Raw genomic sequence first — 19,345 nt, 5'->3', positions numbered from 1 at the left:
CAGGGAGAATCCCGTGCCATAGTTTCATCAAGACGTGATCCCACGGCTTTGGTTCGTCTTACGCCAATTCGCGTCTGAGACGCTCTCGGAGGCTGCGCACGCCATCCCTCGCACATCGTGAGTCACGAAATCCTGCGAATCAGCGAGTATACGGGAGAAAAGCCCTAATCTACGAGGGAGCGAATGGCGGAAATTACGAACATACGGCAAGGGAAGAACTATACGGTAGGTGAAACCGGGAATTTGGATGCCTTGGACGCCAAACTGTTTTTAGGCCAGGCGCTTGGCTTTACGGGCATGGAAGTATCGCTTAACCGTTTTCGGCCTGGCCAGGAGGTCCCCTTTGTCCACCAGCATCGCCAGCACGAGGAGATGTACCTTTTTATTAAAGGCCATGGGCAGTTCCAGGTCGATAACGAGACTTTTGAGGTGAAACCCGGCACGGTGGTGCGGGTGCTGCCGGAGGCAAAGCGTGCCTGGCGCAACAACTCCTCGGAAGACTTGTATTGCATTGTGATCCAAGCAAATGTGGGATCCCTCACCGACAATGATGGCATCATCAACGATGATCCCTTGACCTGGCCTAGCTAAAATGGGGCTGCTCGAAGAACTCCAGCTGCTCTTGAACCCGATGAGGATGAAGCCGGGGCCCGTGGCGTCCGATTTGGAACTCACGGTAGAGGTGATCGAGTTGCCGGGAGAGCACACGGCGGTAGCTGGCCTCGACAAACTGCGAGGATCCGTAAAGCGATCGAATGTGGGCGGCGGCTTTGGGGTCGATGGTGGCCACCTGATTAATGAAGTAATCGCGAATCGCATCGCTAAGCCGTGTGGTCGACGTCATCGCCCAATCGGCGCCGGCCTCGCGGATGGCGGAAAAAAGGGCCTTAAGAGCGTCGGGCTGATCAGACAGCCCCGGAATGATCGGGGCAACAAAGACCCCAACCGGAATGTGGGCGGCCTTCAGCCGGCGAATGGTGGCTAGACGCCGGTCGGGCGGCGAAGTCCCCGGCTCAAGCGCCCGAATAACTTTCTTGTCGGTGGACAGGAGACTGATGTGCACCCCCACCTGTCCCCGTGCCCCCATCGCCGCCAACAAATCGATGTCCCGTTCAATTAACGGCGACTTGGTCGTGACGGTAAAGGGATGACCGCTCTCTAAAAGCAGTTGGAGCGCCTGACGGGTAAGGTGGTGATGGCCCTCGAGCGGTTGATAGGGGTCGGTGGCGGTGCCGATCGCAATCACGGCATCCAATGGTATCTTGCGAAGCTCAGCGTTCAAACGGACCGCCAGATTTTCTTTTACGAACAATTTTTGCTCAAAATCTTCCGCCACGTTGAGATCGAGATAGGTGTGCGACTCACGGGCATAACAGTAGCGGCAGGCATGCGAGCAGCCTCGGTACGGATTCAGCGAGTAGTCAAACCCCATGTGCTGTCCTTTGGGAGAGCGATTCAACACCGCTCCCGCTTGCCACAGTTGAATGGAACGCATCAGTGCTTCCTCTTTTCAAAAAGCGAACATTAGTTCCTCTTATCATAAACCCCGATGTCGTGATTGTCCAGAGGCAGACATGAGGCCACTTCCCTTAAATTTCCCCCACCGATCGGCCGGAAAGAGGCGATGGAATAAAATGGCAAATACAAGCTATAATGTCCTCAGAACCGAAAGACTATTCTTTCCATTTGTGGGAAAGGAAGGGGTTTCCATGGATGCCGTAGAGATGTATCGAACCATGTGCCTCATTCGAGTGTTCGAGGACCGAATGGCGGAAATTTACACCGAAGGAAAGACCCCGCTCTTTAGCATTGCGGCGGGCCCAGTGCCGGGGGAAATGCATCTGGCGGCGGGTCAAGAGCCGGTGGCGGTGGGCATCGCCGCCCATCTTCGGCCGGACGACGTCATGACCGCACCGCATCGGCCGCACCATGCCGCCATTGCCAAAGGGGTGGATCTGAAAGCCATGACGGCCGAAATCTTCGGCAAGGCGACGGGGTTGTCCAAAGGAAAGGGCGGCCATATGCACCTCTTTGACACTCGCGTGCACTTTAGCTGTTCCGGGATTGTGGGGGCGGGACTCCCGCCCGCCGTGGGAGCGGCCATGGCCATCCGCCGTCAGGGTCGCGACGGGGTGGCGGTGGCTTTGGCCGGTGAGGGGGCGGCCAATCAAGGCACCTTTCATGAAAGCCTCAATTTGGCGGCTCTCTGGAAGGCTCCGGTGGTGTTTGTGCTAGAGGACAATCACTACGCCATCTCGGTTCCCAAGCAGCAATCCACCGCGGTCACCCGCAACAGCGATCGCGCCGTGGCTTACGGTATGCCCGGCGTCTATATTGCCGGCAATGACGTGATGGCCATTTCCGAGGCTGCGGAGGAGGCGGTGGCCCGGGCTCGAGAAGGTCGGGGGCCGACCTTGATCGAAGTGGAGACCACTCGTCTATATGGCCACTTTCAGGGGGATGCGGAAGCTTATCTCACCGCGGGGCAAAAGGACGCGTGGCGGCGTCAAGATCTCATTCCACGGTTTCGCAATGACTTGTTGGCCCGCGAATGGCTGACCGAGGAACAGGATCAGGAGATTCAGGCCGAAGTCCGCCAGATGGTGGAAGAGGCGATTGAGTATGCCCGCTCCTCACCCGATCCGGAGCCGTCAGATGCCTTCGATGATGTGTTTTGTGAGATGGAGGGGGTGTAGTCGTGCAAAGCACCGAGAATCGCAAGCTGACCATGGCGCGCGCCATCAGCGAGGCTTTGGCTCAAGCCATGGAAAACGACCCACGGGTGATGGTATGGGGGGAGGATGTTGGCGTTTACGGGGGCATCTTCGGGGCGACTCAGGGACTTTATGAGACGTTCGGTTCCGATCGGGTGATGGATACGCCGATTTCGGAGAGCGCCTTCATTGGGGCTGCCATCGGGGCTAGTGCCGAGGGCCTTCGTCCGGTCGTGGAGTTGATGTTTATCGACTTCTTCGGGGTGGCCATGGATCAGATTTATAATCACCTGGCCAAGAACCACTACATGTCAGGAGGACAGGTGCGTCATCCGGTGGTGTTGATGACAGCCATTGGAGCCGGATACAGTGATGCCGCGCAACATAGCCAGAGTCTTTACAGCATTTTTTCTCACGTTCCCGGACTGAAAGTGGCGGTGCCCTCCAACGCCTATGATGCCAAAGGCATGATGCTGGCAGCGATCCAAGATGATAATCCGGTTCTGTATTGCTTTCATAAGGGACTGATGGGACTCGGCTGGATGCCGTCCGACGCGACGGCTGAAGTTCATGTGCCCGCGGAGCCCTATACTGTCCCCTTGGGACAGGCGCGGGTGGCCGCCGAGGGCCAAGATGTCAGCATTATTACCATTGGGGCAATGGTGGGAAAGGCGTTAAAAGCTCGCGGCCGCTTGAGCCGGGACGGCGTCTCGGCGGAAGTGATTGACCTCCGAACGCTCGTCCCGCTTGATCGGGCCACAGTGGTGGACAGTGTGATGAAGACCCATCGAGCCGTCATTGTGGACGAGGATTATCGATCCTATGGCATGAGCGCCGAAATCGCTGCCCTGTTGGCGGAGGAAGCGCTGGATTACTTAGAGTCTCCGGTACGGCGGGTGGCGGTGCCTGACGTGCCCATCCCTTACAGCCGCATTCTGGAATCGACCGTTATCCCATCCGAGTTGGCGATTGTGGAGGCGGTGCGCGGCGTCATGGAATCTTGAGGCGCGGGGGGTGGCCGGCATGGATGTGACTCTGGATTTGGGCGGGGCCGAGGAGGCTGTGCTGACGCACTGGATTTATGATGCGGGTGCTCGGATTGAGCGGGGCCAGGTGATTGCCGAGGCTATGATTGACAAGGTAACCATCGAGGTCACGGCACCCGCCGACGGCTACCTTGAGATTCTTGTCCCGGCGGGGGAGGCCTTTCGGCGAGGCGTGGCGATCGCTCGGGTGATGGACCAACCCTCGCGTACTGAAGCGCCATCCAGCGACCCCGAATCACGGCCTAAGATGGCGGAGTCGTTCATACCCATGATGCCGGCGGTACGGCGGTACGCCTTGCAACGAGGTGTCGATCTAGAACGCTTGGCGTCATTCGTGGGCAATGGGCGGCGAGTGACCCGCGGCGATGTGGATGCTTTTTTGCAGCAAGGCCCCATTCCTTACACGCCCTATCGCCAGGCCCTCATTCGCCACCTCACCGATCCCGGTGCCCTGCCCACCACCTTGCAACGCAAAATTGCGTCTGGATCGGGCGACATGCCACTCTTGGCCCGCCTTGCCTGGGCGCTTTCCAAAACACTGCCTCAACACCCTGCCATCCATGGATGGGCGTATGGCGATGGCGTGGAAGTAGCGCGGGAGCTCCGTTTAGGAATCGCTGTGCGCACCCCGGAAGGACTTCTCGTGGCCGTGGTCACGGGGGGCGATGACGGGACCAGTTGGGTCAATGCGCTGCAGGATGTGAAGGAAAAGCTCAGACAAGGACGCTATGGCGATCTGGATCGCCGCCGTCCGTCATTTGTCCTCAGCAATCTGGGGCCATGGGGGGTGGAGTATTTCACCCCACGCCTGATGAGTCCCGCCATCGCCATATTAGGGGTCGGAGAGGTGCAAAATGGGAGCCTCCCGGTATCCCTGACCTTTGACCACCGGGCGGTTGACGGTGTCGAGGCGGCCCTCTTCTTGGGCGACCTCCACACATGGATGAGGGAACTGAGCTAAGGCCAAAGGGGCCACTCGAAAAGGGGCCGCCCCGTCGGGGCGGCTCTCGTTATTGCACCCACGGTGCGCTATGCTACAAAGAACAACCGTCTTTGGACAATATGATCAAACCCTTTAGGAGGCAGACGATGCTGCAACCCTATGACATGCCGTTGGAACAACTGCAGAACTACACGCCGCCGCTCAGCGCGCCCCCAGATTTGGACGCTTTTTGGGAGGCCACCCTTCAGGAATCCGGCCGGACACCGCTTGATGCCAATCTTGAGCTGGTGGACTACCCTGCAGAGGGAGTCCACGTCTTTCGCATCACCTTGCGAGGATATGGTGAAGCTCCATTGTCTGGGTGGTACGTCCGGCCAACCCAGGACGGACCGCATCCCGGATTGGTGTTATACCACGGGTACAACTGGAATTACGAGGGCCACATTCACGACGTGGTGAATTGGGGGCTCCATGGCTATGCGGTCTTGGCCATGGCGGTGCGCGGACAGCAGGGAAGCGGCGAATCCATGCCAAGTCCCCATGGGCATGTGGCAGGCTGGATGACAGCGGGCATTCTTGATCCCGAACACTACTATTATCGCGGCGTGTATGCCGACGCCGTCCGCGCTTTGTCATGGCTTCACGGCCGTCCCGAGGTGGATGCCGCACGCATCGGGGTGACGGGCGGAAGCCAAGGGGGCGGCATGACCCTCGCGGCCGCGGCTCTGTCCAACATTCCGGTGGTCGCGGTGGCGGAGTACCCCTTTTTATGCCACTTTACCCGTGCTGTAGACATTGCCCCAGCGGGCCCTTATGGGGAAATTACCGAGTATTTGCGTCAAAATGGGGATCCCGACATCGAACGTCAGGTGTTTCAGACGCTAAGCTACTTTGATGTTATGAATCTCGCGTCTCGGGTGGTTGTGCCCACACTGGTCTCGGTTGGCCTCATCGATCAACTCACCCCACCATCCACCATTTTTGCCGCCTTTCATCATCTGGGCTCCGAAACCAAAGCGCTTCGGGTCTATCGCTACTTTGGCCATGAGTTCATCCCGCGTTTTCACATGGAAAAGCTGCAATGGTTGAAGCAATATCTCAAGCATGCCAGCAAATAACCCTTGGGCTCCCGGGGACCCTAAGCACGGATGCAACCCGACGGGGCCGCTTGGTGCTAGGGAGCGGAGGCTGCACGTAGGGTCGGTCCACTTGCCTCTGTGAACGTCCATGCGGTTTGGGAAAAGGCACATCTGGCTGATGTTGCAATAATCTGGCTTGCAGAATCGTCATCAAGGTGAGGTGATAGATGGTGCTGCAACCAACATCCGCGCATATTGCGCCGGCTTCGAACCGCCCGCTTTCTCGGCCGGACTGGGTGAAATGGGCCATTTTCGGCGCCATCGGCCTTTCGGTGGCCCTGTTCATCGCTGGCGTCGCCTTTTTAGCGGGTTATTTGACCGCCTTGCACGCTTTGGCGGGCACGCTTCATCAGGATCAAGCGACCATCGGTCAGTTGAGTTCCCAGCTGCAGGCCCGTTCTGCCGGATAATAATGGCAGGAAGGGTCGAGAAAAAGCTCCGATTTTCGGACCGGGGCTTTTTCTGTCGACGAAAATTTTCCTTACCCCCCAAAATTTACCCTCCATCACGAACGGTATGGTCGATGGACAACTTGGCGCAATCCCTGTACGGGCGGCGCCCATCACCCTACTGGAGGTGTTCTGATTGAGTCTTAAGCTTTTTGCTCCGCTAGTGGCTGCCTTGGCCGTAGGAGCCAGCATTCCCGTGGTGGCCGCATCACACCATGTGAGCGCCTCGTCTACGAATCATTCCCAGATCATGGTCTCGTTGCCGAAGCAGGCTTCTTCCGTCGCTAAGGCGGCCGTGGACGGGAAGTCCAAGGTCACCGTATGGGGCCGGCTTCCCGCGCACGGCAAAATGACCGCAAATCGAGACGCCAAGGCCAAGACGAAGACCAGCGCCCAGGTGCAAGCGGATGTTGCCATGATTCATACGCTCCAAGGGCAAATTAAGACGGCGCGCATGCAATATGTTGCCGCCCTTAAGAGCTATGTGGCAGCGGTGAGCCAAGCCCTAACCAGCTCCAACTCCGACTCACTCTCGACGGCGTTGACGCAGTTGTCAGCCATTAACAATACCTTGGCCCAAACGATCAAGAGTGAAATGAGCACGGCGACATCAGGGTCATCGACTACCACGACCCTGAGCGGGCCCAAGGGGCTTGTTAACGTCATTCACAAATTTCAGGCCGAACTGAAGGCACTGCAAGCGGCCACCAGCAATCTTAACGCCTTGACGAGCAAGTTGTCGGCCTCGGGTTCGGGAAGCGCCTCTGGATCGGGTGCTGTTTCCGGTTCCGGCAGCGTCTCGGGTTCCGCGAGCGGCTCCATGTCCGCAAACAACGGCTAATAGAACGAACGGGAGCCGGCCATGCGCCGGCTCTTTTTTTGCGCCGGGATGACGTGAAAGAGAGCTTGTGCGACAATAGCCAGGGGAGGTGAGGGGGATCGCGACAAACTATCCGGCGGACGTTCAAGAGGCACTCGCGACGGGAGACGTGGCGCTCATCCGCCATCACATCATTGAGCGGCTGTTGGGGGATCCATTCGGCTCTGCCCGCGACCTACCGGCCGTGGTGGATGCGCTGGAACGCGAGATTCCCGGGCTTTTCGAGGACGACGAGTTGGCGGCCTCGGTGCCGATGGCCATGGATGCCCGTCTCTACTATGAAGCGCTGGTTGCCGAGTTGCGCCTGCACTTTTCGCGGGTCACCTGGTCTCAGGTTCTGAAGGCGAGCCGAGCTCTTCCGCGGCCAGCCGACCAAGAGGGTGTCAGTCGTTGGGTATCCATCGCCTTCGTCATTGGGCTTACGGTGTTAGGGGCGCTGCTTTTGTTCGGACCGCCCGTTATCCGCTATCTTTTTTCCAACTGGGCATAGAAAAGCCCCGACACCGCGGGGCTTTTTCCTTGAATTTCGCTAGGAATGGGAATGCCCTAACTCCTCGCGCAGCGTCTCCAGAATCTCGACATTCTCGACCCCGCTCAAATCGCCGACCTCACCCGTGCCGATGAGGAGGTCTTTTAGCAGGCGGCGGACAATCTTTCCTGAACGGGTTTTGGGGAGGTTTTCGACCGGGATGACCAACGCGGGTCGGGCAATGGCGCCGATTTGCCGCTCGACTTGTTGGCGAATTTGATCGGCCAATTGCTCGGGGTCCACAGGGGTTCGGGTGGTCACAATGGCGGCCGGGACTTCACCTTTCAAATCATCGGGAAGCCCAATGACGGCGGCTTCCGCCACCTCCGGGACTTCGAGCACGGCACTTTCCATCTCCATGGTGGAGAGGCGGTGAGCCGCCACGTTGATGACGTCATCCATGCGCCCAAGCACCCAAACGTGGCCGTCCTGATCGATGACGGCAGCATCGTGGGTATCATACCAATCGGGATGGTGGGGAATGGAGAAATAGACGTTCTCGTATCGTTCGGGATCTCGCCAGATGGTGCGGGCTAACGTCGGGAACGGCGTGGTGATGGCCAGTGTTCCGACTTGACCGGGACCGAGCGGAATACCCTGGTCATCCACCACCGCGGCGCCGTGTCCGGGAAGGGCAAGGCCACAGGATCCGGGCTTGGCGGGGGTGGCGCCCGCAATGCTGGAGGTCCAGGCGCTGCCGGTTTCGCTCTGGCCATAGGTGTTGTTAATCTCAATCCGCCCGTGGCCAATCTTGTCATGGACCCATTGCCAGGTGTGCCCATCTAGCGGCTCGCCGACCAGGGCAATGCGCTCTAACCGCGATACATCGTAGCGGGCGCCCAGGGATTCGCCCTGTCGGGCGAGTGCGCGCAGCACGGTCGGGGCCGTGAAGAGCTTGTTGACGTGATAGCGGCTGATGATGTCGTACAGCCGGCCCGCATCAGGGAAATCGAGGGCGCCGTCATAGAGAATATAGGTGGCGCCGAAGGCCAGACCGCCCACCAGCTCGAAGATGGGAAAGGTGAGCCAACCAACATCGGCTGTGCACCAATAAATGTCGTCGGGGGACAAATCCAGCGCGTAGTAGACATTGTGGAAACTTCCCAAGAGAAATCCCATGCCGCTGTGCACCAGTCCCTTGGGCTTGGCGGTTGTGCCCGAGGTATAAATGATGAAGCCGGGATCGTTGGCTTCGACGGGGACGGGATTCGCCTCATGGGAGCTTTGGGTGACCAGATCGTCAAAGAAGAGGTCGCGGCCGGGCTGCATGGGGACAAAATGACCCGTACGGCGCACGACAACGACCTTCTCGATGCTGGGAACCTGAGCGATGATGGCATCCAGCTTTGCCTTAAGGGGTAAAATGCGCCCGCGGCGGATTGACTCATCTCCCGTCACCACGACTTTTGCCCCCGTGTCTTGCAAGCGGTCCAGCAGCGCCTTCTTCGAGAATCCCGAGAAAATAATGTTGTAGATGGCGCCGATCCGAAAGCACGCGTGGACGGCCGCGACTGTCTCCAACAGGTTGGGAAGAAAGATGGCGACCACGTCGCCTTTTTTCACGCCGAGGTCTTCCAACGCGCCCGCAAAGCGGGCGGTGACGCTTTGCAATTCTTGATACGACCAGCGGCGTTCGCTGCCTTCTTCGGTGATGCCGATGAGAGCGGTTTGCTCGGGGCGTACCCGGGCATGGCGGTCAATGCAGTTGACCGCCACATTGCTTTCGCCCCCCACGAACCAGCGCGCGTGGGGCAGTTTCCCCTCCAATACTTGGCTCCAGGGCTTGAACCATTCCAACTGTTCTGCCACGTGCGCCCAGTATCGGTCGGGATGGGCGAGGGCCTCATGGTATAGGGATTGGTAATCTTCCAAGCTCCGGATGTTCATGCGGGATGATGCGGGACGGGGAGGCGGAATCAGGGGAGCTTGGCGAATCATGGACAGCTGGTCATCATAGGAAGCCATAGTATCCCTCCTTGTCACGAGAAGTCGGACAATCGGTACTAATCCGATTATATTCCCAACGAGGAATAAAATGGCAGACATCCTCGCGAGTCGCCAGTACGGTCCTACGTGGTTAAAACCATAAGAAACGGCGGGGCCGAAGCCCCGCCTTGAATCGTCAACGCATCACGCCCGGTGCCAGCCAGAGGTAGAGCAGACCCACAATGATAAGCCAGGCGAGCACCAGGAGGGTCCAGGGAAGATTGTGGCGGATGACTTGCCCCTCGCTGCGGACATAGGTACTGGTCGAGACCCCCACGGAAGCGGTCTGCGGGGCAATGGGCTTTCCGACCTCAGCGCCCACCGAGTTGAGGGATGGGAGGAGCAAGAGCGGGAACCCCAGAATCTTGCCCACGAGACTTTGCAAGAGGCCAAACATGGCGTTGGTGGACGTGTTGGAGCCGGACAGCGCTACCCCGATCCATCCGAGAATAGGGGCCAGCAGGATGAAGGCGGGGCCAATCCGGCTAAAGGTGTAGGCGAGCGAAGACGCCATGCCGGAGAAGTTGAAGAGATCCGCCAAGCCGAAGATGAAAATGCCAACCAGGAGAGCCCCCCACATCTGGTTGAACGAGCGCCGGAGCACCTCGCCCAACGTTCCGGCCTTGGGGCGCAGGAAAATCAACATGATAAGCCAGGAGGCGAGAATCGAGGTGCCGCCGACGAACGGGGCGAAATTGAAGTCGACCGCCGTGGCTTGATGGGAAATGGAGGAGATGGCGGAGACTTTCGTGTCCAGCCAGCTCACGGCTGGCAATGGTGACCAGGGCCCAGTCCAAAGCACCACCACCACAATCAGAATAATGAAGGGCAGCCAGGCCCGCCAGATGTCCCGGCCGGTAAGCGTCGAGGGGGCCGGGTCGTTGCGGGTGGCCGCGACCTCGTCGAGTTCCACGCCGCCGTATCCGAGAATGTGCTTGGGTCGCCAAACCTTGAGGAATAGCAACAGACAGGCGAAGGAGACCAACGATCCGCTGACGTCGGGGAGATAGGGGCCAACCCATTGCGAGACCGGGAATTGGCCCAAGATATAAGATAGGGAGCCAACGATGGCTAAAGGCCAGCCATCCTTGAAGCCTTTTTTGCCAGTCACCAGATAAATCAGGACCCAGGGCGGCAACAAGGCCAGGATCGCCACCACCTTGCCGACCGAGGCCGAGAGCGCCAAGAGCGGCAGGCCCGTGACGGAGGCCAGAGCAATAATGGGAACGCCCAGCGCGCCAAAGGATACGGGCGCGTTGTTGGCAATGGCGGCCACACGGATGGCATCCAGCTCAATGATGCCGAATCCGATGAGAATGGGGGCCATGACCGCCCAGGGATATCCAAAGCCCACGAGTCCCTCAAGCAGCGCCCCCAATGACCAGGCGAGCAAAATGGTCTGCACGCGAATGTCTGCTGTGGCTTGACTGACCAGCCAAGATTTGAAGGTGTCAAAGACGCCGGTGAGCATCAGAGTGTTGAATATGACCACACCCCAAAAAGTAATCCAGTCGATATTCCAAAAACCCGTCAGCGATCCCAGCACGTAGGCATGAAGACCGGTGCCTAAAGGGATCTTCCAGATTGCCACGGCCATGATGAGGGTCACGGCGCTACCGATGATGGTGGTGAGCCAAGCGGTCAGGCGGACGCCTGCCAACAAGGCCAAGAGCACGATGAAGGGGACGAGAGCTAACAGGGCAGTCAGGCCCAAGCTGTGGGCCGGGTTAAGTATTTGATGAAACACCAAATCCTCCCTCCTTGTTTCGTAATACGAAACATCATTTCGTTACATGGAGGATATTCGTTGTGAAAGTTGGCAAAAATCCTCCTGATACCCATGGTATTTTGGGAATGAATTCACATGCTTGGGATGAGCAGAAAACGCGGGAGAAGAGCGAGGCTGGTATGGCAGGATTCTGATGCCTGCGCGTAGAATGATACAGAAGTGAAATAGCGTTTCGTTATATGAAACGGAGGGATATGATGGATAACGGCATCCGTGTATTGGGAGCAATGAAGCCGGGCTATGACGCGGTGCTCAGTTCTTCGGCGCTCGACTTCTTAGCCGAATTGCACCGCGCCTTTGAATCGCGACGGCGCGAGCTCATGGAAGCCCGGGCGGTGCTCCAGCAAAAGCTAGACCAAGGGTTTGTGCCCGGCTTTCGGGAAGAGACCGCCGCAATTCGCGGGGGCGATTGGCAGGTGGGGCGCATCCCCGAGGACTTGCGTGACCGTCGGGTGGAGATTACCGGGCCGACCGATCGTAAAATGGTGATTAATGCGTTGAATTCCGGGGCTCGGGTATTTATGGCGGATTTTGAAGATGCCAACACCCCCAGTTGGAGCAATCTTATCGAAGGCCAGATGAATCTCACCGATGCCATCGAACGGCGGATTGACTTTGTGGGAGACAATCAAAAGGTCTACAAGCTAAACGATGAGGTGGCCACGCTGGTGGTGCGCCCGCGCGGATGGCACTTGACTGACAAGCACATCCAAGTCGATGGTGATCCCATAGCGGGCGGACTGATGGATTTCGGGCTCTATGTCTTTCATAATGCCGCACGGCTTCTGAATCGTCATACGGGCCCTTACTTCTATCTTCCCAAGTTGGAAGGAGCCGAGGAAGCAAAGCTTTGGGACGATGTCTTCAGCTTTTCCGAGCAGCGTCTAGGACTTGAGCATGGCACCATTAAGGCCACCGTTCTGATCGAGACAATTCTCGGTGCGCTGGAGATGGAAGAAATTCTTTATGCGCTCCGCGATCACGTGGTGGGACTGAATGCTGGCCGCTGGGACTACATCTTCAGCATCATTAAGAAGTTCCGCAACCATGCTTCGGAGCTTTTGCCCGACCGTGCCCAAGTCACCATGACTGTTCCCTTCATGCGCGCCTATGCAACCCATTTGGTGCAGGTCTGCCACCGCCATGGAGCCCATGCGATCGGCGGGATGGCGGCGTTCATACCCAGCCGGCGTGATCCCGCGGTGAACCAAGAAGCGCTGGCCAAAGTTCGGGAAGACAAAGAACGGGAGGCCGGCGACGGTTTTGACGGCACTTGGGTGGCGCACCCGGATTTAGTTCCGGTCGCCAAGGCGGTGTTTGACGAGTATTTCGGCGACAAGCCCAATCAAGGGGGGCGCTGGTCGCCTGAACAGGTGCATCGTGCGGAAGACCTGCTGGATTTCCGGGTTCCGGGCGGCCAGGTTACGGAGGCGGGCGTACGCAACAACATTCAGGTGTCGCTCCGATATTTGGAGTCGTGGCTTCATGGAACGGGAGCGGTGGCCATCTTAAACCTCATGGAGGATGCCGCAACCGCGGAAATTGCGCGAGCCCAACTCTGGCAGTGGATGCACTACGGTGCGGCCTTGTCGGATGGCCGGAAACTCACAGCCCCGTTAGTTCGTCAGATGGCCGAAGAGGAGCTGGACCGCATTCGCCAGGAATGGCGGGATCCAGACGCCGAGGCGCGCCTCGATGGGGCCTTCGCCATCTTAGATCAGGTCTCGTTTGCCGAGACGCTGCCCGACTTTCTGACCACCATCGCATACCAACAGCTTGAGTGACGCTCAGAGTGGCGGTGTCGCGCGCCCGGGCGTATGCTAGAGGAAAGACAGGCCGGGGGCGAAGCGATGCGGGAGATACAGGAAATGCGGCTGGACGAGGGAAGCCAGCGGGTGCAATCGGTGGAGCGGGCGGTGCGCTTGCTGGAAATTTTGGCGGAGGCCACGGAGATGAGTCTCGGTGACCTGGCCGTTCGGGCCGGTATCCACAAGTCGACCACCTATCGCCTATTGCATACCTTGAAGGAGCTCGGCTACGTGGTGCAGGACGAGGAGCAGGGCCACTATCGCGTGGGGCTCCGTTTGGTGGAGATCGGCGGCCGGGCGATGCGGTCCTGGCCCCTTCATCGGGCCGCCGAACCCGCCATGGAGGATTTGGCGGAGACGCTCGGGGAAGCGGTCAACTTAGCGGTCGAAGATGACCTCAGCATCGTGTACGTGGCCACCGTTGACGCCCGGAATCTGCTGCGCATGCAGCTGAAGGTGGGGCGCCGCGCCCCGATGCACTGCACCGCGGTGGGCAAGGCCATCCTGGCTGTTCATCCGGCACTGGTCGAGCGTCTGAAAGAGCAGAACGGAGAATTGGCGGCGCTTACGCCGCGCACATTGGTTCAGTGGCGGGATTTGGAGGCGGAGTTGGCTCGGGTGCGAAGCCGAGGATTTGCCATTGACGACGAAGAACAGGAAATTGGGGCGCGCTGTGTGGCGGCCGCCATTTTGGATCCCCGAGGTCGGGTTCAAGGAGCAATCGGCATCTCCGCTCCTAGCGCCCGCCTGTCGTTGGAGCGAGCTCAGCAGGTGGGGCCGACCATCGTTGAGGCCGCGCAGAGCGTATCCCGGCATTTGCTTTAGTCCAAAAGGGTTTTTTCGCTATTTACCGAATAGTCATAGGAAAAGCGTCCAAGTGCCATAAGGGGGCGTCAGGATGGCAACGCATCGCCCGACGATTACCTTGGATACCGGCCAGTGCGTCCATTGCGGACTCTGTCTTTCAGCATGTCCCACGTATCAGGTGACAGGCTTGGAGGCCGAATCCCCGCGAGGACGCATCTTTCTGTTAGAGCGTTTACAGGATGACCCATCTGTTCTCAATGACAATGCCATGCGGGCTTTGGATGACTGCCTGGACTGTCGGGCCTGCGAGGAGGTCTGCCCGGCGCATGTTGGCACCGGACATTTGGTGGAAGCCTGGCGGGCAGAGGCGGCGCCCCTGTTGATGGAGCGTGGCCCAGAGGCGATGAAGCAGTTTCGCCGCATGACACGGCCGATGGGGTTCTTTTTGGGATCGCCACAAGGTCTCCGCTGGCTGCAGCGGATGGCCCGGGTGATGCAAAAACCCGGAATTGGGCGGTGGATTTCGCGGCTGAAGTTTGTCCCGGCGTCGGCTCAAGGTCTCGCCCGCGGGCTTCCCAAACAGATTCCGCACCGGTTAAGCCGCACCGTAAAGCCGCGGCCGCTCAGTCATCCGCGGGGACGGGCGATGCTGTTTTCCGGCTGCATCATGGATGCCATCTACGCCGAGACCAACTGGCACACCCAGGATTTGCTGGAGTTGGGCGGATTAGAGGTGACGGTGCCGGAGCAGCAACGGTGCTGCGGCGCGCTTCATCTGCACGGCGGCGACCCGGATCAAGCCCGGCGCTGGGCAATGGAGAACATCATCGCGTTTGAGCAATCGGGGGCCGCGACGGTCGTCGTGAATGCCGCAGGGTGTGGATCCACCTTGAAGGAGTACGCCGAATTATTTCGGGGCGATCCCAACTGGGAGCCGCGGGCGCGCCGCTTTGAGGAGGCGGTCGAGGATGCCACGGCGATATTGGCGCGGTTAGACTTGCCTGCTCTCCCATCCTCCGAGGATCCAATTACGCTGCAAGACCCGTGCCATCTGTCGCATGGCCAAGGGATCCGTCAGGAGCCTCGCCAACTGTTGATGCGAGCGGGTTATCGCATTCAGGAAATGAAGGACTCGGACCGCTGCTGCGGATCCGCCGGCATCTATAATCTCACGCATCCCGAGATGGCGCAGGCGCTTTTACACCGGAAGGTGCAAGACATCCCCGCTGGGGTTCAGTGGGTGGCGGCAGCCAATCCCGGCTGCCTCATGCACATGCAATCGGGGCTGTCGGACAATCCCAGGGCGCCAGAGGTCGTTCACCCGATTGACCTGGTGTGGACCGCATATCGGGATGCGGGACAGATTGGGGGCACGTCATGAGCGCGGCCTGGGAACAGGGAATTGTGGATGCCTTTTTGGCGGCGGCCGAGACACAGGAGAAAATTCGGATACGCGCCAGGGGCCGGCGCATGCTGGAGGCGTCAACGCCGGTGCGGATTCTCGATCTCGTCCCGGACGAAAACGCGCTGTTGGACGTTCACCCGGAAGACCTGGTGGTGACCGCCGATGCCCGCCTCACCATCGGGCAGCTGAACGAGGTGCTGGCCAAGCACGGGCAATGGGTGCCGTTTGTGGCCGCTGACGGCCACGACGACAGTGTGGGCGGGGCGGTCTCTGCGGGTTTGGACACCATCTATCGCGGCTATGGTGCCTTTCACGAGCGAGTGCTGGGTTTAACGGTCCTGACCCCCGGGTTTGGCGCCATCGAAGTGGGGGCCAAGGTGGTCAAGAACGTGGCGGGCTACAACTTGCCACGGCTCTTTGTGGGGACGCGGGGACAACTGGGCATCATCGCCCAAGTCACGTTGAAGGTCAGCCCCCTGCCTGCAGCTCAGCGCCAGTGGGTTAGCGAAGGCACACTCGAAGAGATGACGCTTTTCGCCGAGTCCGGTCTTCATGAGGCCCATCCTTGGGCTTCCATCCGCCTCATCCGCTTGCAAGACGGGAAGCCGGTGCGGGCGACGCTGGAATGGCATGGCATCAAGCAAACCGTCGTGCATCTGGAATCGCGTATTGGGCCGAGCCAGACGGTAGAGTTTCTGCCGGTCACACCGCCCGACGGCGCGTCCGCTCTTGTCGCCTTGGCCGGCGGCGTTCCCCGTCGCATGATGCTGGACTTGTTCTCCCGCTGGCAGGGCGGGCCGTTGGCGCTGGAATGGCAGTCGGGGAGCTTCTTTGGGCATCTCCCGAGCGAGAGGGCCTGGGAGATGATGATTTGGGTGCGTGAGCAAAGGGGCGGGATTCGGCTTCTTTCGGGCCCATCTTGGGAGGCGCCGCGGCCGCCTGCTCTGATAGACGCATGGCGGCGGCTGAAAGCCGCTTATGATCCCCATGGAGTGCTTGGCTAAGCAGGAGGGAACTTGAAGAATGGCGGACTTGTGGATCGAAGAGCTGAAGGCAGCCTTAGGTGCCCGCTATGTGTTGACCGATGCCATGGATCTCTGGCCTTATGCTTGCGATGGCTATACGCTGGCGCAAGCGATGCCGCGGGCGGTCGTGCTTCCAGGAGACACCGCCGGGGTACAGGAGGCGGTGCGGATTCTCCGTCGAGCTGGGGTGCCATATCTCGCCCGCGGTGCCGGCACCAGCCTCTCTGGGGGAGCCACGCCCTTGGATGGCGCAGTGATTATCCATCTCTCGCGGTTGAACCAAATTTGGGAGATCGATCCCGAAAACCGAGTGATTGCCGTAGGTCCAGGGGTCGTGAATGCCCATATTACCCAAGCGCTGGCGCCCTATGGATTCTTCTATGCTCCCGATCCCTCTTCGCAGCAGGCCTGCACTATTGGTGGAAACTTTGCTGAGAATTCCGGGGGGCCCCATTGTCTGAAGTATGGGGTGACGGTCAATCACGTGGTGATGGCCGAGGTTGTCACGGCCCGTGGAGATGTCGCCCAGCTAGGCAATCTCGCGGGGGAACCGGATGGTTTAGACTGGCTGGGAACGGTGATTGGGTCGGAAGGCACCCTCGCGATTGCGACAAAATTGTGGCTCCGCATTACCTTGAAGCCGGCCAAAAGCCGAACGTTGCTGGCACTCTTTGATGACGTCAATGAAGCCAGCCAAGCGGTATCGGACGTTGTTGCGGCGGGGGTGATTCCGGCCGCCTTGGAGATGATGGATCGTCTGGCGATTCACGGGGTGGAAAAGGGCTCGTATCCCGTCGGGTATCCCGAGGACTTGGCGGCCGTCCTATTGATTGAAGTCGACGGTGAACAAGAAGAGGTGGATGTGGTGGTCGATCGGGTCCGCGAGGTATTGACCCGCCACCAGGTGCGCGAGGTGCGGGTGGCTCAGACGCCCCAAGAAGAGGCCCGCTGGTGGGCCAATCGCAAGACCGCCTTTGGGGCCATGGGGCTGATTGGCCCGCAGTATTACGTCCAGGATGGCGTGATTCCCCGAAGCCGCCTGCCTGAGGCGCTTGAGCGGATTGCCGCCATCGCCGCGGAGTATCGCATCCGCATTGCCAACGTCTTTCATGCCGGCGACGGCAATCTTCACCCGCTCCTGCTTTATGACAAGCGCGATGCCGACATGGTCAAGCGAGTGGTGGCTGCGGGTTCGGAAATATTGAAGGTTTGCGTGGAGTTAGGCGGCAGCATCACCGGCGAGCACGGGGTTGGGATTGAGAAGTTGGAGGAGATGCGGCTGTTGTTCTCGCCCCAGGCATTGGCAGCTCAAGAAGCCTTGAAGATGGCCTTTGATCCGGAAAAGCTCCTGAATCCGGGAAAGCTTTTACCGTCCGCGCCGCGTTGCCATGAGGCCTCGCCGTTCCCAGTGGGATAGAGCGCTTCTGGTGACGTTACTTTGGGCAGATAAAAGGGATCTCCTCATCCGGCGGTTGCCCCCACGATCCGGTACGCTGTTGCACGATCTCCACCAGTTGCGGGAGGCGCGAGATGTCTCCCCGTGTAAGACCCTCTAACATCGCCTCGACGCCGAAACCCCGTGTCGAGGCTTCTTGCCATAAAGAACGCAAGCTCCTGTAGGGATCTTGCTGAGCGAGGGCAATGCGCAATGCGGCGAGATAGAGGTATTGCCACGCGGCAAACTGACAGCCGGGATCATTGCCTACCTTCGCCATCGCTTGGATCTTTGCTGCCCATTCCCGCGCTGACCACCAGCTAACCTTTAAGGCTTCCTCAAATTGCTCGTGCGGTGTTGCTAAAGAGGCCGCACGAATGGCCTCAAATTGATTTCCGGGATCCCATATCGGAAGGTGATGGCGATAGGCGTCGGCTTCGATGCCCCATTCCACGCTGACCCGCTGGGCGGCGCGGAAAAAACGTGCGGTTGGCACGATATCGCACTCCACCGGGATGCCATGGTAAACCATGTGCACGTTGACGGCGTCAATGGCGTCATCCGTTAGGATAATCATTTCGAGATCGGAGTGCGCATCGGCCAGCCCGTGGGCGACCGAACCATAACAAGCGGAAGCTGCCAAATGCTCCCTAAACTCGCGGCGGTAGTTTTGCGTCATTTCTTCGGCGAGGGCAACGCGCCGGGCGGTCTCGTCCAATGGAGATCCTCCTTCGACGGAAAAATGGGCATCCGATTTCAATGATTGATCATTCCGTTTCCGATGGCTACTAACAAATGGAAGTAAATTGGTGCGTGCATAGAATGAAGACGATTGTTGGCCACGTATTGACGGATCGCCCTTGCAACCTGAAAGAGGCACGGGTGCAGCGCTATTCTCGCTGCGTTTAAGGTTCGACAAATCTCGCGCCGCCGCCATCATTGGGCGGTGTTTACGCATAGCCTCTCGTCCATGTCCCCTCAGTTGTCTCGGGCTCAACGGCAGCGGAACGCCGAACAAGCCTGATTTGACAGCCGATGAAATTGCGTAACGGCACCAAAGCCTGTGATGTGTTGCAGGCTCATTCAAGAACCCCGCGGGCTCCCGGCGCGCGCGGATCCAGCCCAACTTCGACTCAAGATACGGCCATCGCTTTGGCAGGCCGGAATGTATTACAGAAAAATTCCCTTGAATATTGTCAATGGAAACTAAATCGGTCGAATAACGTCGAATTCCGTCGCTTTTGCAGTAGAATAAGTCCCGCGGTTAAATGTCAAGATCCATTTTTCTCACGGGACAGCCGGGAAAAGCCAGACTGAACTAACCGTCCAGAAAGGAGGTGGTAGGAAATGGCAAATCGGTTGTCGGTCCCCTTAGTGCGGCATCAGCTTC

At 59.0% G+C, this 19,345-nt stretch carries 17 protein-coding genes; 13 read left to right on the top strand and 4 right to left on the bottom strand.

Annotated features, from left to right (window positions below; translation table 11 throughout):
• Nucleotides 1-183 precede the first annotated feature (183 nt).
• A complete protein-coding gene (locus HIJ39_RS16195; RefSeq protein WP_169101517.1) occupies nt 184-591 on the top strand; it encodes a cupin domain-containing protein in 408 nt (135 codons plus the stop codon).
• Here HIJ39_RS16195 and HIJ39_RS16190 read toward each other — a convergent pair.
• Nucleotides 584-1,495, bottom strand: coding sequence for an SPL family radical SAM protein (locus HIJ39_RS16190; protein WP_169101515.1), 912 nt, complete (start codon nt 1,493-1,495; stop codon nt 584-586). The two genes, HIJ39_RS16195 and HIJ39_RS16190, sit on opposite strands and share 8 nt — an antisense overlap.
• A 214-nt stretch (nt 1,496-1,709) precedes the next feature.
• On the opposite strand from HIJ39_RS16190, the gene HIJ39_RS16185 reads away from it, so the two are divergent.
• The 7 genes from HIJ39_RS16185 to HIJ39_RS16155 all read left to right on the top strand — a co-directional run bounded on the left by HIJ39_RS16185 (nt 1,710) and on the right by HIJ39_RS16155 (nt 7,661).
• A complete protein-coding gene (locus HIJ39_RS16185) occupies nt 1,710-2,696 on the top strand; it encodes a thiamine pyrophosphate-dependent dehydrogenase E1 component subunit alpha (protein WP_243239760.1) in 987 nt (328 codons plus the stop codon).
• A gap of 2 nt (nt 2,697-2,698) precedes the next feature.
• Nucleotides 2,699-3,718, top strand: coding sequence for a pyruvate dehydrogenase complex E1 component subunit beta (locus HIJ39_RS16180; protein WP_169101513.1), 1,020 nt, complete (start codon nt 2,699-2,701; stop codon nt 3,716-3,718).
• Between the two features lie 19 nt (nt 3,719-3,737).
• Nucleotides 3,738-4,721, top strand: coding sequence for a 2-oxo acid dehydrogenase subunit E2 (locus HIJ39_RS16175; RefSeq protein ID WP_169101511.1), 984 nt, complete (start codon nt 3,738-3,740; stop codon nt 4,719-4,721).
• Nucleotides 4,722-4,849: 128 nt separating this feature from the next.
• On the top strand, nt 4,850-5,821 hold the full coding sequence (locus HIJ39_RS16170) for an acetylxylan esterase (RefSeq protein ID WP_169101509.1): 972 nt from the start codon (nt 4,850-4,852) through the stop codon (nt 5,819-5,821).
• 188 nt (nt 5,822-6,009) lie between these two features.
• Nucleotides 6,010-6,252, top strand: a complete 243-nt coding sequence (locus HIJ39_RS16165) for a hypothetical protein (RefSeq protein ID WP_169101507.1) — start codon at nt 6,010-6,012, stop codon at nt 6,250-6,252.
• A gap of 175 nt (nt 6,253-6,427) precedes the next feature.
• On the top strand, nt 6,428-7,132 hold the full coding sequence (locus HIJ39_RS23770; protein ID WP_207711731.1) for a hypothetical protein: 705 nt from the start codon (nt 6,428-6,430) through the stop codon (nt 7,130-7,132).
• A gap of 88 nt (nt 7,133-7,220) precedes the next feature.
• Nucleotides 7,221-7,661: a hypothetical protein gene (locus HIJ39_RS16155; RefSeq protein ID WP_169101505.1), complete on the top strand. Its 441-nt coding sequence runs from the start codon at nt 7,221-7,223 to the stop codon at nt 7,659-7,661.
• A 39-nt stretch (nt 7,662-7,700) separates the two neighbouring features.
• Here HIJ39_RS16155 and HIJ39_RS16150 read toward each other — a convergent pair whose 3' ends face one another.
• Nucleotides 7,701-9,665 (bottom strand): acetate--CoA ligase, encoded by a 1,965-nt coding sequence (locus HIJ39_RS16150; protein WP_169101503.1) that lies wholly within the window; start codon nt 9,663-9,665, stop codon nt 7,701-7,703.
• A gap of 157 nt (nt 9,666-9,822) precedes the next feature.
• Nucleotides 9,823-11,433, bottom strand: a complete 1,611-nt coding sequence (locus HIJ39_RS16145) for an L-lactate permease (protein WP_169101521.1) — start codon at nt 11,431-11,433, stop codon at nt 9,823-9,825.
• A gap of 239 nt (nt 11,434-11,672) precedes the next feature.
• On the opposite strand from HIJ39_RS16145, the gene aceB reads away from it, so the two are divergent.
• The 5 genes from aceB (at nt 11,673) to HIJ39_RS16120 (ending at nt 17,937) form a co-directional block, all read left to right on the top strand.
• Complete coding sequence (gene aceB / locus HIJ39_RS16140; RefSeq protein WP_338055209.1) at nt 11,673-13,259, top strand: malate synthase A; 1,587 nt, start codon at nt 11,673-11,675, stop codon at nt 13,257-13,259.
• 66 nt (nt 13,260-13,325) lie between these two features.
• A complete protein-coding gene (locus tag HIJ39_RS16135; RefSeq protein ID WP_169101499.1) occupies nt 13,326-14,108 on the top strand; it encodes an IclR family transcriptional regulator in 783 nt (260 codons plus the stop codon).
• 73 nt (nt 14,109-14,181) lie between these two features.
• Nucleotides 14,182-15,471: a (Fe-S)-binding protein gene (locus HIJ39_RS16130; RefSeq protein ID WP_243239759.1), complete on the top strand. Its 1,290-nt coding sequence runs from the start codon at nt 14,182-14,184 to the stop codon at nt 15,469-15,471.
• Nucleotides 15,468-16,499, top strand: coding sequence for an FAD-binding oxidoreductase (locus tag HIJ39_RS16125; protein WP_169101497.1), 1,032 nt, complete (start codon nt 15,468-15,470; stop codon nt 16,497-16,499). Before HIJ39_RS16130 ends, HIJ39_RS16125 begins: the two co-directional genes overlap by 4 nt.
• 19 nt (nt 16,500-16,518) lie before the next feature.
• Complete coding sequence (locus tag HIJ39_RS16120) at nt 16,519-17,937, top strand: FAD-binding oxidoreductase (protein WP_169101495.1); 1,419 nt, start codon at nt 16,519-16,521, stop codon at nt 17,935-17,937.
• Nucleotides 17,938-17,953: 16 nt separating this feature from the next.
• Here HIJ39_RS16120 and HIJ39_RS16115 read toward each other — a convergent pair whose 3' ends face one another.
• Entirely contained in the window at nt 17,954-18,673 is a 720-nt protein-coding gene (locus HIJ39_RS16115) for a hypothetical protein (protein WP_169101493.1), read from the bottom strand.
• Nucleotides 18,674-19,345 lie beyond the last annotated feature (672 nt).

The sequence above is a fragment of the Sulfobacillus harzensis genome (genome assembly GCF_012933365.1).
GTDB classification, from domain to species: Bacteria; Bacillota; Sulfobacillia; order Sulfobacillales; family Sulfobacillaceae; genus Sulfobacillus_B; species Sulfobacillus_B harzensis.
This window is presented reverse-complemented; position numbering and strand designations above follow the sequence as displayed.